General features: G+C 74.0%; 14 protein-coding genes. 8 read left to right on the top strand and 6 right to left on the bottom strand.

The window, feature by feature from the left end:
• Positions 1-49: 49 nt before the first annotated feature.
• Positions 50-667 (top strand): LysE family translocator, encoded by a 618-nt coding sequence (locus tag ACZ4SF_RS19010; RefSeq protein WP_468385473.1) that lies wholly within the window; start codon positions 50-52, stop codon positions 665-667.
• Between the two features lie 20 nt (positions 668-687).
• Here the strand turns inward: ACZ4SF_RS19010 and ACZ4SF_RS19005 are convergent, their stop codons facing one another.
• Positions 688-1,167 (bottom strand): nitroreductase family deazaflavin-dependent oxidoreductase, encoded by a 480-nt coding sequence (locus ACZ4SF_RS19005; RefSeq protein ID WP_468385471.1) that lies wholly within the window; start codon positions 1,165-1,167, stop codon positions 688-690.
• Positions 1,167-2,351, bottom strand: a complete 1,185-nt coding sequence (locus ACZ4SF_RS19000) for an acyl-CoA dehydrogenase family protein (protein ID WP_468385468.1) — start codon at positions 2,349-2,351, stop codon at positions 1,167-1,169. Before ACZ4SF_RS19000 ends, ACZ4SF_RS19005 begins: the two co-directional genes overlap by 1 nt.
• A gap of 114 nt (positions 2,352-2,465) precedes the next feature.
• Between ACZ4SF_RS19000 and ACZ4SF_RS18995 the strand changes: the two genes are divergently transcribed.
• On the top strand, positions 2,466-3,638 hold the full coding sequence (locus ACZ4SF_RS18995) for a thiolase C-terminal domain-containing protein (protein ID WP_468385466.1): 1,173 nt from the start codon (positions 2,466-2,468) through the stop codon (positions 3,636-3,638).
• A 74-nt stretch (positions 3,639-3,712) separates the two neighbouring features.
• Positions 3,713-4,381 (top strand): pyridoxine/pyridoxamine 5'-phosphate oxidase, encoded by a 669-nt coding sequence (locus tag ACZ4SF_RS18990; RefSeq protein WP_468385463.1) that lies wholly within the window; start codon positions 3,713-3,715, stop codon positions 4,379-4,381.
• A 120-nt stretch (positions 4,382-4,501) separates the two neighbouring features.
• On the opposite strand, the gene ACZ4SF_RS18985 is transcribed toward ACZ4SF_RS18990, so the two are convergent.
• On the bottom strand, positions 4,502-4,930 hold the full coding sequence (locus ACZ4SF_RS18985) for a Zn-ribbon domain-containing OB-fold protein (protein ID WP_468385460.1): 429 nt from the start codon (positions 4,928-4,930) through the stop codon (positions 4,502-4,504).
• Entirely contained in the window at positions 4,930-5,379 is a 450-nt protein-coding gene (locus ACZ4SF_RS18980) for a DoxX family membrane protein (protein ID WP_468385458.1), read from the bottom strand. The genes ACZ4SF_RS18985 and ACZ4SF_RS18980 overlap by 1 nt, the downstream gene beginning before the upstream one ends.
• 252 nt (positions 5,380-5,631) lie before the next feature.
• On the opposite strand from ACZ4SF_RS18980, the gene ACZ4SF_RS18975 reads away from it, so the two are divergent.
• The 4 genes from ACZ4SF_RS18975 to ACZ4SF_RS18960 all read left to right on the top strand — a co-directional run bounded on the left by ACZ4SF_RS18975 (position 5,632) and on the right by ACZ4SF_RS18960 (position 10,615).
• Positions 5,632-6,819, top strand: a complete 1,188-nt coding sequence (locus tag ACZ4SF_RS18975) for a flavin-containing monooxygenase (RefSeq protein ID WP_468385455.1) — start codon at positions 5,632-5,634, stop codon at positions 6,817-6,819.
• Positions 6,820-6,915: 96 nt separating this feature from the next.
• On the top strand, positions 6,916-9,144 hold the full coding sequence (locus ACZ4SF_RS18970) for an acetate--CoA ligase family protein (RefSeq protein WP_468385452.1): 2,229 nt from the start codon (positions 6,916-6,918) through the stop codon (positions 9,142-9,144).
• The gene (locus ACZ4SF_RS18965; protein WP_468385450.1) at positions 9,135-9,926 is read left to right on the top strand and encodes an enoyl-CoA hydratase/isomerase family protein; all 792 of its coding nucleotides are present in this window, start codon (positions 9,135-9,137) and stop codon (positions 9,924-9,926) included. The genes ACZ4SF_RS18970 and ACZ4SF_RS18965 overlap by 10 nt, the downstream gene beginning before the upstream one ends.
• An 86-nt stretch (positions 9,927-10,012) precedes the next feature.
• Entirely contained in the window at positions 10,013-10,615 is a 603-nt protein-coding gene (locus tag ACZ4SF_RS18960; RefSeq protein ID WP_468385449.1) for a flavin reductase family protein, read from the top strand.
• 6 nt (positions 10,616-10,621) lie between these two features.
• On the opposite strand, the gene ACZ4SF_RS18955 is transcribed toward ACZ4SF_RS18960, so the two are convergent.
• Positions 10,622-11,923: an MFS transporter gene (locus tag ACZ4SF_RS18955; protein WP_468385446.1), complete on the bottom strand. Its 1,302-nt coding sequence runs from the start codon at positions 11,921-11,923 to the stop codon at positions 10,622-10,624.
• Positions 11,924-11,994: 71 nt separating this feature from the next.
• On the opposite strand from ACZ4SF_RS18955, the gene ACZ4SF_RS18950 reads away from it, so the two are divergent.
• Positions 11,995-13,023 carry a GlxA family transcriptional regulator gene (locus tag ACZ4SF_RS18950; RefSeq protein ID WP_468385443.1) on the top strand — a complete coding sequence of 343 codons (1,029 nt, stop codon included), beginning with the start codon at positions 11,995-11,997 and terminating at the stop codon, positions 13,021-13,023.
• Here ACZ4SF_RS18950 and ACZ4SF_RS18945 read toward each other — a convergent pair.
• Positions 12,922-14,181: an MFS transporter gene (locus ACZ4SF_RS18945; protein WP_468385441.1), complete on the bottom strand. Its 1,260-nt coding sequence runs from the start codon at positions 14,179-14,181 to the stop codon at positions 12,922-12,924. The genes ACZ4SF_RS18950 and ACZ4SF_RS18945 overlap by 102 nt on opposite strands.
• Positions 14,182-14,331 lie beyond the last annotated feature (150 nt).

The raw sequence follows: 14,331 nt of genomic DNA, 5'->3' as shown, positions 1-14,331 counted from the left end.
AGCAAACTTCGGGAACACTTTCGGGCCATTCACGCCTAATGTCCCCAGTATGGATCCGGGACTGCTCTTCTCCTTCCTCGCCGTGGACCTGCTGCTGGTGTGCGTGCCGGGCGCCGACTGGGCGTACGTCATCGCGACCGCCCTGCGCGGCGGGTCGGTCGCGCGCGCGGTCGCGGGCCTGGTCTGCGGCTACGCTCTGCACACGGTCCTGGCGACGGCGGGCCTGGCAGTCCTGGTGGCGGGCTCCCCCCGGCTGCTGACGGCCCTGACGGTGGCGGGCGCGGGCTATCTGCTCTGGCTCGGCTGGAGCGTGCTGCGCCGGCCGGCGGTCCCGGGTGCGGCCGGCGAGGCCGCCGACGACCGGCGCCTCTTCCTGCGTGGAGCCACGATCAGCGGCCTCAACCCCAAGGGCCTGCTCCTCTACTTCTCCGTACTCCCCCAGTTCCTCACCCTCCGCGGCGCCCACCTGCCCGTCCCCGCCCAGACGGCGGCCCTCGGCCTGCTCCACATGGCCTGCTGTGCGGCGGTCTACCTCACGGTCGGCGCCCTGGCCCGCGCGCTGCTCGCCGCGAAGCCGGTCGCGGCCCGGGCGGTGACGCGGACGTCGGGGGCGGCAATGCTGGGGATCGGGGCGTTCTTGCTGGTGGAACGACTGGCGACGTGGTAGCCGTGCCGCTGGTCGCGTCTTCAGGGCGCCGCGGTGAGCCGGAAGAGCCGGATCTCCCGTGTCACCCGGGCCTGGTACGTGGCGTACGGCGGCCAGAACTCCAGCAGTGACCTCCAGACGGCGGCCCGCTCCTCCCCCGTCAGGAGCCTGGCCGTGACCGGGACGTCGTGGCCCTTCCAGCTGATCGAGGCGGTCGGGTGGGCGAGGAGGTTGTGGGTCCAGGCGGGGTGTCCGCTGCGGCCGAAGTTGGAGCCGACGAGGATCCAGCCGGTGCCGCCCGGCTCGGGCATGCAGGCCAGCGGGGTGTGGCGGAGCTGCCCGCTGCGGGCACCGGTGGAGGTGAGGACCACCCCGGGCAGCATCCGGGTGCTGAGCAGGAACCGGCCCCGGGTGAGCCGGTGCACGGCGCGGTCGAGGGCCGGGACGACATGCGGGGCGACCTTGGCGAACGCCCGGGTGGAGGACACCTTCTGCACGAACCGCACGCCGGCGCCGGCCATCACACCGCCACCTCGCCGCCCGCGAACAGCCCCGCCGCCTCGGCGGCCCGGTCCCGCAGCCGGTGCGCGGGCCCGAAGAGCAGCTCGTCGCCGGCCGCCCGTTTGAAGTACAGGTGGGCGTCGTGCTCCCAGGTGAACCCGATGCCGCCGTGCAGCTGGATGCCCTCGGCGGCGGCGCACCGCAGTGCCTCCAGCGCCTGGGCGAGCGCGAGCGCACCGGCCCGCCGCCCGTGGCCGGCTCCCCATGCGGCGTAGTACGCGGCGGACCGGGCCGCCTGCACCGCCACGTACACGTCCGCCAGCCGGTGCTTCACGGCCTGGAAGGACCCGACGGGCCGCCCGAACTGGACCCGCTGCGCGGCGTACTCCACGGTCCGCTCCAGCGCCCGGTCCGCCGCCCCCACGGCCTCGGCGGCGAGCACCGCGGCGACGGAGTCCCCGAGTGCGGCGAGGGTGGGCAGTACTTCTGCCTCCTCGGATCCGAGCAACTCCGCCGGCGCGTCGCGCAGTTGGATCCGCGCCTGCGGGCGGGTGGCGTCCAGGGCGGTCTGCCGGGTGCGTACGACCCCTGCCGCGTCCCCTGTCACCAGGAACAGCAGCGTCCGCGACCGGGCGTAGCCGCCGGTGTGCGCGGCGACGAGCAGCAGTCCGGCGTGGTGCCCGTCCAGCACCTGCTCCACCTCCCCGTACAGCCGCCAGCCGGTCTCGGCCCGCCGCGCCTGCACCCCGCCGGCCCGTCCGCCGCCGGCGCTGTAGCCGTCGTTCCCGCCGGTCAGGGCGAGGGCGGCGGTGAGGGCGGGCCCGGCGACGGCGAGGGCGGCGGTGAGGGTGCCGGCCGCGATGCGCGGGAGCAGCCCGGCGCGCTGGGTGCCGGTGCCCAGGGCGAGGATCAGCGGGGCGGTGAGGACAGAGGTGGCGAGCAGCGGCGAGGGCGCGAGAAACCGGCCCGTCTCCTCGCAGGCCAGGGCCAGCTCGGTGACCGAGCAGCCGACCCCGCCGTACGCCTCGGGGAGCGCGAGCCCCGGCAGGCCGAGCCGGTCGGCGAGGGCGGACCACAGCAGGGGGTCGTGTCCGGCGGGCGTCTCGACGGCGGCCCGCAGCTCGGCCGGGCCGCAGCGTCTGCGCAGCAGCTCGCGCAGGGTCCGGCGGATCTCGTCCTGCTCGGGGCTGAGGCGCGTGTCCATGGCTGATCCCTCCCATGCAATCTGACGGCCCGTCATGTTAGGTGTCCGGCGAGGGGATGCCCATACCCGCGACACCTGCCACGGGGGCCCATATCTGATGTACCGTCAGTTTCCATGAAGCCAGGGAGCAGGAAAGTCGCCGTGGCCGGCGTGGCCCTCTCCGACTGCGGACGCGTGGACGACGCGACGCCGTACGCCCTGCACGCCCAGGCGGCCCGGCGCGCCCTCGCGGACGCCGGCCTGGACCGCGCCCGGGTCGACGGCTTCGCCTCGGCGGGCCTCGGCACGCTGGCCCCGGTGGAGGTGGCCGAGTACCTGGGCCTGCGGCCCACCTGGGTGGACTCCACCTCGGTCGGCGGGGCGGCCTGGGAGGTCATGGCGGCGCACGCGGCGGACGCGATAGCGGCGGGCCACGCGAACGCCGTACTGCTGGTGTACGGCTCGACCGCACGGGCGGACATCCGGGCCGGCCGCCGCACCGGAAACCTGTCCTTCGGCTCCCGCGGCCCCCTGCAGTTCGAAGTGCCCTACGGCCACACGCTGATCGCCAAGTACGCGATGGCGGCCCGCCGGCACATGATCGAGTACGGCACGACGATCGAGCAGCTGGCCGAGGTGGCCGTCCAGGCGCGGGCGAACGCGGCCCTGAACCCGGAGGCGATGTTCCGCGACCCGATCACGGTCGACGACGTCCTGTCCGGGCCGATGATCGCCGATCCCTTCACCAAGCTGCACTGCTGCCTGCGCTCCGACGGCGGCGCGGCGGTCCTGCTGGCCGCCGAGGAGTACGCACGGGACTGCCGTGCGGCCCCCGTCCGGATCCTCGGCACCGGCGAGCACGTCTCGCACGCGGCGATGTCCGAGTGGCCCGACTTCACCGTGTCCCCGGCGGCGGTGAGCGGCCGGCTCGCCTTCGAGCGGGCCGGGGTGACCCCGGCGGACATCGACTTCGCCGAGATCTACGACGCCTTCACCTACATGACCCTGCTGACCCTGGAGGACCTGGGCTTCTGCGCCAAGGGCGAGGGCGGGGCCTTCGTGGAGAAGGGCCGGCTGCTGGTGCGGGGCGGGGAGCTGCCGGTCAACACGGACGGGGGCGGCCTGTCGGCCCAGCACCCCGGGATGCGCGGGCTGTTCCTCCTGGTGGAGGCGGTACGGCAGCTGCGCGGGGAGGCCGGGGACCGCCAGGTGCGGGGACGCGACGGAAGGCTGCCCCGGCTGGCAGTGGCGTCCGCGACCGGCGGATGGTTCTGCTCGTCGGGGACCGTGGTGCTCGGGCGGGAGTGAGCCCGGTGTGCCCGTCTCCGGCACATGCCGTGCGGGGCCGGGGTGCGCCGCCCGGTGCGGGTGATACTCGGCGCATGGCACAAAAGGATCTCCACGAACTGCTCCTGTCGCTGCGGGTCTGGGAACCCGGGGTGACCCAGTTGCGGCCCTTCGATCCGGAGACGGCACCTCCCACCCCGCTGGCCCTGTTCACGAGCTGGTTCGCGGACGCGGTGGCGGCCGGGCAGCCGGAACCGCACACCATGTCCCTGGCGACCGTCGACGAGGAGGGCAGGCCGGACGTACGGATCGTGATGCTGCACGGCGCCGACGCGGACGGCTGGGCCTTCGCCTCGCACGCCACGAGCCGCAAGGGCCGCGCCCTGAGCGCCCGGCCGCAGGCGGCCCTCGCCTTCTACTGGCCGGCGCTGGGCCGCCAGGTGCGGGTGCGGGGGCCCGTCGTCGCGGCACCGTCCGAGGAGAGCCAGGCCGACCTGCACGCGCGCTCCACGGGCGCACTGGCCGCCGCGCTGACCGGGCGGCAGAGCGAGGACCTGTCGTCGGTGGCGGAGTTGCGGCAGGCCTCGGAAGCGGCCTGGGAGCGGGCCCGGAAGAACCCGGACGAGCCGTCGCCGACCTGGACGCTGTACCGGCTGCGCCCGGAGACCGTGGAGTTCTTCCAGGGGGACGTGGAGCGGCGGCACGTACGACTGGAGTACCGCAGCACCGGGTTCGGCTGGAGCAGGGCGCTGCTGTGGCCGTGAGACGGGGCGGCCGCACGCCGTCGCCGGGACCGGTGGCGCTGCTCCGTCGCGATCCGTCGGGGCGGTGAGAGCATCACGGACCCCGGGCGGCGCCGGCCCTCGTGGCAGCCGTGCCCGGTCTCATCCCCGATCCGGTGCCCGGCCGCTCCTTTCCCGCCCCGTGGAGGTGAACACCGGGATCCCCTCCCGGAACGTCACCTCCAGCGGCATCCCGGCCCGCACGGTGTCCTCCGCACAGTCCACCAGTTCCGTCATCATGCGGGGGCCCTCGGCCAGGTCGACCACCGCGGCCACGTAGGGGGTGCGGTCGGTGAACGGGGTGAGGTCGTTGCGGTGGACCGTGGACCAGGTGTAGAGCACGGCCCGGCCGCTCGCCTCCTCCCAGCTGACCTCCTCGCTCCAGCAGTGCGGGCAGAACTCCCGCGGGTAGTGGTGGGCCCGGCCGCAGGCGCCGCAGCGGCGGACCAGCAGCCGGCCTTCGGCCGCGGCCGCCCAGTAGGCGCGGGTGAAGGCGTCCGCCTCCGGGACGTCGTGGCGCGGCCCGTCCATCAGAACCACCCGAGCCAGGCGTCCACCGACCACGTCTGCCACGCCATCCCGAAGAGGCCGACCAGCGAGATCAGCGCCATCATCGAGTTCTGGCCCTGCTCCGCCCAGTCGTGGATCATGAGGACGAAGTAGATCGCGTTCAGCACCAGCCCGCCGAGCAGGGCCACCGGGGTCAGGAAGCCGAGGATCAGGCCGAGACCGAGGGACAGTTCGGCGTAGGCGACGACGTACGCCATCAGCTTCGGGTACGGCTTCACCACCGCCTCGAAGCCCGTCCGCACCGGTGCCCAGCGGTGTTTCCCGGCGATCTCCGCCGCCCACGCGATGCCGCTGCCCCGCTCGAACCAGGCCTTCTTGTCCTTGTGCCGCCAGCTCTCCAGCCACCACAGGCCGAGGCCGATGCGCAGCACCGCCAGCCACTCGGCACCGTCCAGCCATATCGCATCCATGGATCTGACGGTACGTCAGATGCGGCGCCTTGCCGAGGGGTGCGGCAGGGGTCTGCGTGCGCGCGGGCCCGAGCCGCCCCTTCCCCGTCCGCGGCGCAGGGCGCCCCCGCATCGCCGGGCCCTGCACACCCGGGCCCGGTGGCCGGTTTCTTCACCCCGTGGACGCCGTTCCCGTCCATCCGTGATCAATCCGCAACCAATTCCGGTCTTGACCGAGACCCATCAACCCGGTGTGTGATTACGCTCCCGCTCATGGCCGTCTCCCGTCCTTCTCCCGTCCACCTGTCGGCGACCCCCGCCGACCGCCCGGTCTACGTCATAGGCGCCGGTCCGGGCGGCCTCGCCGCCGCCCACGCGCTGCGGGCGCGGGGCATACGGGCGGTGGTCCTGGAGAAGGCCGACCGGCCGGGCGACTCCTGGCGCAACCACTACGACCGACTGCGCCTGCACACCACCCGCCGCCTCTCCGCGCTGCCCGGTCTCGGCATGCCCCGCCGGTTCGGGCGCTGGGTGTCCCGGGACGACGTCGTGCGCTACCTGGAGAAGTACGCCGAGCACCACGAGCTGGAGATCGTCACCGGGGTGGAGGTCCACCGCGTCGAGCGGACCGGGGACGGCACCGGCTGGCTGCTGCACGCCTCCGGCGGCCGGGAGCTGACCGGCAGCGCGGTGGTCGTCGCCACCGGCTACAACCACACCCCGCACCTGCCCGACTGGCCCGGCCGCGAGGGCTACCAGGGGGAGCTGCTGCACGCCGGCGGCTACCGCAACGCCGAGCCGTACGCCGGCCGTGACGTGCTCGTCGTCGGGATCGGCAACACGGGCGCGGAGATCGCCGTCGACCTGGCGGAGGGCGGGGCCTCGCGGGTGCGGCTGGCGGTGCGCACGGCACCGCACATCCTGCGCCGGTCGACCCTCGGCTGGGCCGCGCAGTACACGGGCGTACTGGTCCGGCGGCTGCCGGTGGGGCTCGTGGACCGGCTCGCCGGGCCGGTGGGGCGGCTCAGCACCCCGGACCTGTCCGCGCACGGGCTGCCGCGTCCGGAGAGCGGGCTGTACAGCAGGGTGAAGGAGGGCTCGATCGCGGTCCTGGACGTCGGCCTGATCGACGCCGTGCGCGGGGGGAAGGTGGAGATCGTGGCCGCCGTGGAGGCGTTCGAGGACGGCAAGGTGGTGCTCGCCGACGGCAGCCGGATCTCGCCCGACGCGGTCGTCGCGGCGACCGGGTACGTCCGCGCCCTGGAGGGACTCGTCGGCCACCTCGGAGTACTGGACGGGCGCGGGAAGCCGGTGGTGCACGGCGGCCGCACGCCCGCGCAGGCGCCCGGTCTGTACTTCACCGGTTTCACCAATCCCATCAGCGGGATGTTCCGGGAGCTGGCGATCGACGCGGGGAAGATCGCGCACGCCGTGGCCAAGGGATTTCGCACCCGGCGGTAACTTTATCTTTCCGACCCGTTCCTGACGCTTCGTCAGTTCAGTAATCTGACAGAGCGTCAGTTGCACATGGCTGTCTCACGGGAGGCGGGCGGAACGATGCTCGGATCGACCCACGGCACACTCACCACCGACGCCCGCCGGGCCCGGGTCATCGCCTGCGGCGAGCAGCGGCCCGGCCCGGCCGTGCACGGCCGAACCGACGACATGGACGACCTGGACGTGAGCGGGCGCCCGCTCTACGCCGACGTGCCCGACCTGGCCCGGTTCTTCCGGCCCGAGTCCGTGGCCGTGATCGGCGCGTCCGACGCCGAGGGGCGGCCCAACACCGGGATCACCCGGCAACTGCTCGACTGGGCCGGCCGGGTCGGTGCGCGGGTGCACCCGGTGCACCCCGCCCGGCCGTCCGTCTTCGGCCACCCGTGCGTCGCCTCCGTCGCGGACCTGCCCGAACAGGTCGACCTGGCCGTGCTGCTGGTGGCCGACCCGCTGCCGGTGATCGAGGAACTCGCGGAGGCCAAGGTGAAGTTCGCGGTCGCCTTCGCCTCCGGGTTCGCCGAGACCGGGAAGGCGGGCGCCGAGGCCCAGGAGCGGCTGGCCGAGGCCGTACGGCGCTCGGGGCTGCGGCTGCTGGGCCCGAACACCAACCTCAACGCCTTCGAAAGGTTCCGGGAGGACCTGTCCGGGCCGGCCATCGCGCTGATCACCCAGTCCGGACACCAGGGCCGGCCCGTCTTCGCCCTGCAGGAACTCGGCATCCGGCTCTCGCACTGGGCGCCCACCGGCAACGAGGCCGACCTGGAGACCGCCGACTTCCTCTCCTGGTTCGCCGAACAGCCCGAGGTCGGCGCCATCGCCGCCTACGTGGAGGGCCTGAAGGACGGCCGCGCCTTCCTGCTGGCCGCCGACCGCGCCGCCCGCCGCGGGGTCCCGGTGGTCGCCGTGAAGGTGGGCCGGACCGAGGCGGGGGCCCGAACGGCCGCCTCGCACACCGGCAAGCTCACGGGCGCCGACGACGTGGTGGACGCGGCCATGCGGCAGTACGGCGTGATCCGCGTCGACGCCCTGGACGAACTCCAGGACACGGCCGCCCTGCTGGCCCGCGCGAAGGCACCCCTGGCCGAAGGGGTGGCCGTCTGCTCGATCTCGGGCGGCACGGGCGCGCACGTCGCCGACCTGGCCACCGGGGCGGGACTGCGGCTGCCGCGGCTGTCCCCGGACAAGCAGGCCGAGCTGCACCAGTGGATACCGGAGTATCTGAACGTCGCCAACCCGGTGGACAACGGCGGCCACCCGGTCGGCGACGAGCGCGGCCGGAAGATCATCGACGCGATCCTGGCCGACCCGGACGTCGGCGTGCTGATCTGTCCGGTCACCGGCCCCTTCCCGCCGCTCAGCGACAGGCTCGTGACGGACCTGGTCGCTGCGGCCGAGCAGACCGACAAGCTGGTGTGCGTGGTGTGGGGCTCGCCGGCCGGCACCGAACCGGCGTACCGGGACGTCCTGCTCGGCTCCTCCCGCGTCGCCACCTTCCGCACGGTCGGCAACTGCCTGACCGCCGTCCGCGCCTGGCTGGACCACCACCGGTTCGTGAGCGAGTACCGCTCCCCCTTCGACGAGGCCCCGCGCACCCCCTCCCCCTCCTTCCGCAAGGCCGAGGCGCTGATGCAGCCCGGCCGGCAGCTCAGCGAGCACGCGGCCAAGCAGCTGCTGCGCGCCTACGGCATCCGGGTGCCGCGCGAACAGCTGGTCACCAGCGCGGCGGCGGCCGTACGGGCGGCCGGGCAGGTCGGCTATCCGGTGGTGATGAAGGCGTCCGGCGCGCAGATCGCCCACAAGACCGAACTGGGCCTGGTGAAGATCGGCCTGACCTCGGCGAGCCAGGTCCGCGACGCCTACCGGGAACTGAACGACATCGCCCGCTACGAGGGCGTCGAGCTGGACGGCGTCCTGGTGTGCCAGATGGTCGAGCAGGGCGTGGAGATGGTGGTCGGGGTGACGCACGACGATTTGTTCGGCCCGACGGTGACGGCCGGACTCGGCGGCGTCCTGGTGGAGGTCCTGCACGACGCGACGGTCCGCGTCCCGCCCTTCGGCGAGGACCAGGCCCGCACCATGCTGACGGAACTGCGCGGCCGGGCCCTGCTGGACGGCGTCCGGGGCCGCCCGCCGTCCGACGTGGACGCACTGGTGGAGGTGATCCTGCGGGTCCAGCGCATGGCGCTCGAACTGGGCTCGCAGATCGCCGAGCTGGACATCAATCCGCTGATGGTGCTGCCGCGGGGGCAGGGGGCGGTGGCGTTGGACGCGCTGGTGGTGTGCCGGTGAGCGGCATCGCGCACGAGGTCCGCGACCACGTCTCGCACATCACCCTCGACCGCCCGGACTCCCTCAACGCGCTCACCCCCGCCATGCGGGACCGGATCACCGACCTGCTGGCGGAGGCGTCCGCGGCCCCGGACGTCCGGGCGGTGGTCCTGACCGGCACGGGCCGCGGCTTCTGCGCGGGTGCGGACCTGCGGGGCGGTTCCACCGGAACGGAGCGGGTCACCGGGGACGTCGCCCGCACCCTGCGCCTGGGAGCGCAACGCCTGATCGCGTCCGTCCTGGACTGCGAGAAACCGGTCCTGGCCGCCGTGAACGGCACGGCAGCCGGCCTCGGCGCACACCTCGCGTTCGCCTGCGACCTGGTCCTGGCCGCCGAATCGGCCCGCTTCATCGAGGTGTTCGTCCGCCGCGGCCTGGTCCCGGACGGCGGCGGCGCCTATCTCCTCCCCCGGCTGATCGGCCTCCAACGGGCGAAGGAACTCATGTTCTTCGGAGACGCCCTCCCGGCCCCGGAGGCGGAACGCCTGGGCCTGGTCAACCGCGTGGTCCCCGACGGGGAACTGGAGAAGACGGCGCGTGACTGGGCGACCCGCCTGGCCCTCGGCCCGACCGGCTCCCTCGCCCTGACCAAGCAGCTGATCAACGCCTCCCTGGACAGCGGCCGCACGACCGCCTTCGCGGCGGAGGCCTGGGCCCAGGAGATCAACCTCACGACGCAGGACGCCCAGGAGGGCCTACGCGCATTCACGGAACGCAGACAGCCCGATTTCCGGGGCCGCTGACGGAGCTCGGGCCCGTGTGCAGGGACGGCACGGGCTCCTCCACCGGACTTCCCATCTGACAGCCCGTCAGGTTCAATGGGACGGTGATGGGACACGCAGGGGCGGCGGCTGCGGCCGTCCGGTATCTGAGAGCGGCGCCGGGATCCGTGGAGGCCTTGCCGCGGCCGGAGTTGCGGTGCGTCCGTGAGGACGAGCGGGCCCCGGTGGGGGCGGGGGAGTTCCGGCGGGTGCTGGGCTGCTTCGCCAGTGGGGTCACGGTGATCACGGCACCCGGAGCCGAGGACGCGTCCGGGCCGGCCGGATTCGCCTGTCAGTCCTTCTCCTCCCTCTCCCTCGAACCGCCCCTCGTCTGCTTCATGGTGGGCCGCACCTCCACCACTTGGCCGCACATCGCCCGCGCCGGCGTCTTCTGCGTCAACGTGCTCAGCGCCGGCCAGGGCGAGCTGTGCCGGGCCTTCGCGGTGAGCGGTGCGGACAAGTTCGCGGGGGTGGCGTACGAACCGGCACCCGTGTCCGGCTCGCCCCGGCTCTCCGGGGTCGCCGCCTGGATCGACTGCACCGTGCACGCCGTGCACACAGGGGGCGACCACCTCATCGTCGTCGGACGGGTGGACGCCCTCGGGGCGGACGGGCCGCAGGAGCCGTTGCTCTTCCACCAGGGGCGGTTCGGGCGGCTCCAGGAGAGCTGAACCGGTTCAGGACAGGGCGGCCACGGGAGCCTGGTGGCGCCTGATCACCAGGGCCATCAGGGCCGCCGCCGCGCACAGGGCGCCGGAGGCGTACCAGACCACGTCGTACGAGCCGAAGACGTCGCGGGCGACTCCGCCGAGGTAGGCGACGACGGCCGCACCGACCTGGTGCGAGGCCAGCACCCAGCCGAAGACGATGGCGCTGTCCTCGCCGTACTGCGCGCGGCACAGGGCGAGGGTCGGCGGCACGGTGGCCACCCAGTCGAGGCCGTAGAAGACGATGAAGAAGAGCATCGGCGGATGCACGGCGGAGTCCAGCAGCATCGGCAGGAAGAGCAGGGAGAGGCCGCGCAGGGCGTAGTAGACGGCGAGCAGCCGGCGCGGTTCGAAGCGGTCGGTGAACCAGCCGGAGGCGATCGTGCCGACGACGTCGAACACCCCGATGACCGCGAGCAGCGAGGCCGCCGCCGTCACGGGCATGCCGTGGTCGTGCTCGGCGGGCACGAAGTGGGTCTGGATCAGGCCGTTGGTGGACGCCCCGCAGATCGCGAAGGTTCCGGCGAGCAGCCAGAACGGGCCGGTGCGCACGGCCGAGGCAAGGACGCTCAGCGTGCGGCGGGCCGCGCCCGGGACCGCAGCCGGCTTCGCCACGAACTCCTTCGCCCCGTACGGCCTCGCGCCCACGTCGGCCGGGTGGTCGTGCAGCAGCAGCCACACGAAGGGGACCACGGCGAGCGCGGCCAGGGCGACGGTGACCGCGGCCGGCCGCCAGTCGTGGCGCTCGACGATCCAGGACAGCAGCGGGAGGAAGATCAGCTGGCCGGAGGCGGAGGCCGCGGTGAGGATGCCGCTGACGAGCCCGCGCCGCTCGGTGAACCAGCGGTTGGTGACGGTCGCCGCGAAGGCCAGCGCCATGGACCCGGAACCGAGCCCCACCAGCAGCCCCCAGCACAGCAGCAGCTGCCAGGCCGCCGTCATCCACACCGTCAGACCGGAGCCGACCGCTATCACGGTGAGCGCGACGGCGACCACCCGGCGGATGCCGAAGCGGTCCATCAGCGCGGCGGCGAACGGGGCGGTGAGGCCGTAGAGCGCCAGGTTGACCGAGACGGCGGCGCCGATCGTGCCGCGCGACCAGCCGAAGTCCTCGTGCAGGGGGTCGATGAGCAGACCGGGCAGGGAACGGAATGCCGCCGCGCCGATGATCGTGACGAAGGTGACGGCGGCGACGAACCAGGCGCGGTGCACCCGGTGGCGCCGGGCGGGCGGAACCTGGACGGGGGCTGCGGCGGGGCTTGTCTGAGTCACGTCATACAGACTCCGGGATGCATGCCCGCACATCGAGTGGCCGAGTGGACAGCCTTCGCTACGATCGGGCCATGACGAGCGCAGAGGAGTACCGCCCGCACCGGGTCGCCGTCCTCGCCCTGGACGGCCTGCTCCCCTTCGAACTGGGCATCCCGCACCGCATCTTCGGCCGGCCCCGGGACGCCCGGGGACGGCACCTGTACGAGGTCGTGACCTGCTCGGTACGGCCGCCCGGCCCGGTCGAGACGGACGCCGACTTCGCCGTGCACGTCACCCACGGCCCCGAGGTGCTGGCCACCGCCGACACCGTGATCGTCCCGGCGTCGTACGAACTCGGCCCGGTCTACGAGGAGGGCCGGCTCACCGATGAACTGGCCGCCGCCCTCGCCCACATCCGCCCCGGCACCCGGCTCGCCTCCATCTGCACCGGCGTCTACGTCCTCGCCGCCGCCGGCCGTCTGGACGGCCGCCCGGCGACCACGCACTGGGCCGACGCCGAGCGCTTCCAGCGGATGTTCCCGCAGGTCCGCGTGGACGCGGACGTGCTGTTCATCGACGACGGGGAGGTGCTGACCTCGGCCGGGGTGGCCGCCGGGCTCGACCTGTGCCTGCACATGGTCCGCCGCGACTTCGGCACGGCCGTCGCCAACGAGGTCGCCCGCATCACGGTCGTACCGCCCCACCGCGACGGCGGCCAGGCCCAGTACGTCCACCGCCCGGTCCCCGACCCCCAGCTGGCCACGACGACCGCCGCCCGCGCCTGGGCGCTGGCCCGGCTGCACGAGCCGATCCAGCTGCGGGACATGGCCGAGCAGGAGGCGATGTCGGTGCGCACGTTCACCCGGAGGTTCCGCGAGGAGGCCGGTGTCAGCCCCGGCCAGTGGCTCACCCAGCAGCGGGTGGAACGCGCCCGGCACCTGCTGGAGTCCACCGGCCTGCCGATGGACCGGGTGGCCCGCGAGTCGGGCTTCGGCACGGCCCAGTCGATGCGCCAGCACCTACAGACGGCGCTCGGGGTCACGCCCACCGCCTACCGGCGGACCTTCCGGACCGGCGGCAGCGGCGTCGAGCGGCGCGGGCGCACCGGCACCCCGCGCTGACCGGCCGGCGCGTGTCTCGCCCCACCAGCCGACCGCCGTCAGCAGCACGGTCAGGGCCACCCCCGCCAGGATCGCCGTCGACGGCGCGGCCACCGGCAGCAGCACACCGGCGAGGGAGCCCGTCGCGGCGTAACCGGCGCCGACTGCGGCGTACATGACCGAGTAGCCGGCGGCCAGGGCACCCGGCGGGAGGACCTCGCGCAGAGACAGGTTGCGGGTGAGCATCGCGCCGGACTGCAGCAGTCCGGCCACGGCCAGCGCCACCGCCATGCCCGGCGCGGCGGGTATCAGGGCGAGCAGGGTCACCGCCACCGACATGCCCGCCATCAGGACCGCACTGCGGGTGCTGAGCCGGCCCGGCCAGGACCGCAGGCCGTAGAGGAAGGCGCCGACGGCCGAGGCCACCGACATCGCCGTGAGCAGCGGGCCGGCCCAGCCCACGCCGATGCCGCGCTGTTCCAGCAGGGCGGGCAGCACGAGTTCGGCGAGGGCCAGCAGGGACAGGCTCGCCGCGCCCGTGACGTACACCGGCCAGGCGCGGGCCAGCGTGCGCAGCTTCGACGTGCCCTGCCCGTCCCGCTCCTGCGCCGCCCAGCCGGCCGGCAGCAGCCACAGGCCCACGACGGCCGCGGCCATCAGGGCGGCTTCGAGCAGCAGGGGCAGACGGGGGCCGACGCCGAGGGCGAGCGAGGTGACGGTGGCCGGGGAGACGGCCCAGACGCCGAAGGTGAGGACCGACTCGAAGGACAGCGCCTGGGCCGCCGCATGCTCGGGCACCAGGGTGGTGAGCAGGGTGCGCAGGCCGCCGGGGACCGCGGCGGGGCCGGCCCCGGCGAGGAAGGCGAAGATGCAGAGCACAGCGGCGGGCGCGCCGGGGAACGCGCCGAGGCCGGCGAAACCGACGGCGCCCGAGGCGAGACCGGCGGCCAGGTGCGGGCGGGCCCGCGCGGGGTCCAGGCGCACGCCGAGCGCGGGGGCGCCGACGATCTCACCGATGACGTAGGCGGCGGCGAGGACCGCGCCCAGGGAGTAGCCGCCGGGCCGCTCGCGGACCAGGAAGACCAGGGCCAGCGGGGCCATGGCCACCGGCATACGTGCGCCGACGGCCACCAGGGCCCAGGTCAGGACCGGCCGTGAAGCGACATCGCGGTAGCTCATGCCCCGACGGTAGGGGCCGGCACCGACAATCGCCGACCCGATTTCCCGCACCTGTGGAAAACTCCCCCGGACCCGTCTGACGGCGGCTCAGAAGAGCAGCACCGCCCGGGCCACCCGGCCCGCCTCCACCTCCTCCCGGGCCTTCCCGAA

Source organism: Streptomyces sp. NPDC027663 (genome assembly GCF_055566415.1).
This window is presented reverse-complemented; position numbering and strand designations above follow the sequence as displayed.